The sequence below is a fragment of the Streptomyces sp. NRRL F-5122 genome, from assembly GCF_001507435.1.
GTDB lineage: Bacteria > Actinomycetota > Actinomycetes > Streptomycetales > Streptomycetaceae > Streptomyces > Streptomyces lannensis.
In genome coordinates this window covers 1-322 of the sequence record NZ_LMWH01000168.1, presented here as the reverse complement: position 1 = coordinate 322, position 322 = coordinate 1, and the positions used below count along the sequence as shown (strand labels likewise).

Sequence of the window (322 nt, the reverse complement as noted above, 5' to 3'; positions counted from 1 at the left end):
CGCGAGCTGGCCATCAAGAAGGGCTTCGGGAACTTCGCCTACGTCTTCCCGATCGGTATCGACGCGGGCATCTGCGTCCTGCTGGCCCTGGACCTGCTGCTGACCTGGATCCGCATCCCCTTCCCGCTCCTGCGCCAGACGGCGTGGCTGCTGACGGCGGCGACGATCGCGTTCAACGGCGCGGCGGCCTGGCCGGACCCGCTGGGTGTGGGCATGCACGCGGTGATCCCCGTGCTGTTCGTGGTCGCCGTCGAGGCGGCCCGCCACGCGATCGGCCGGATCGCGGACATCACGGCGGACAAGCACATGGAGGGCGTCCGCC

General features: G+C 70.5%; 1 protein-coding gene. It reads left to right on the top strand.

The window, feature by feature from the left end; all coding sequences use genetic code 11:
- A partial coding sequence (locus ADL25_RS18020; RefSeq protein ID WP_159044948.1) for a DUF2637 domain-containing protein occupies positions 1 to 322 on the top strand: 322 nt, incomplete at both ends.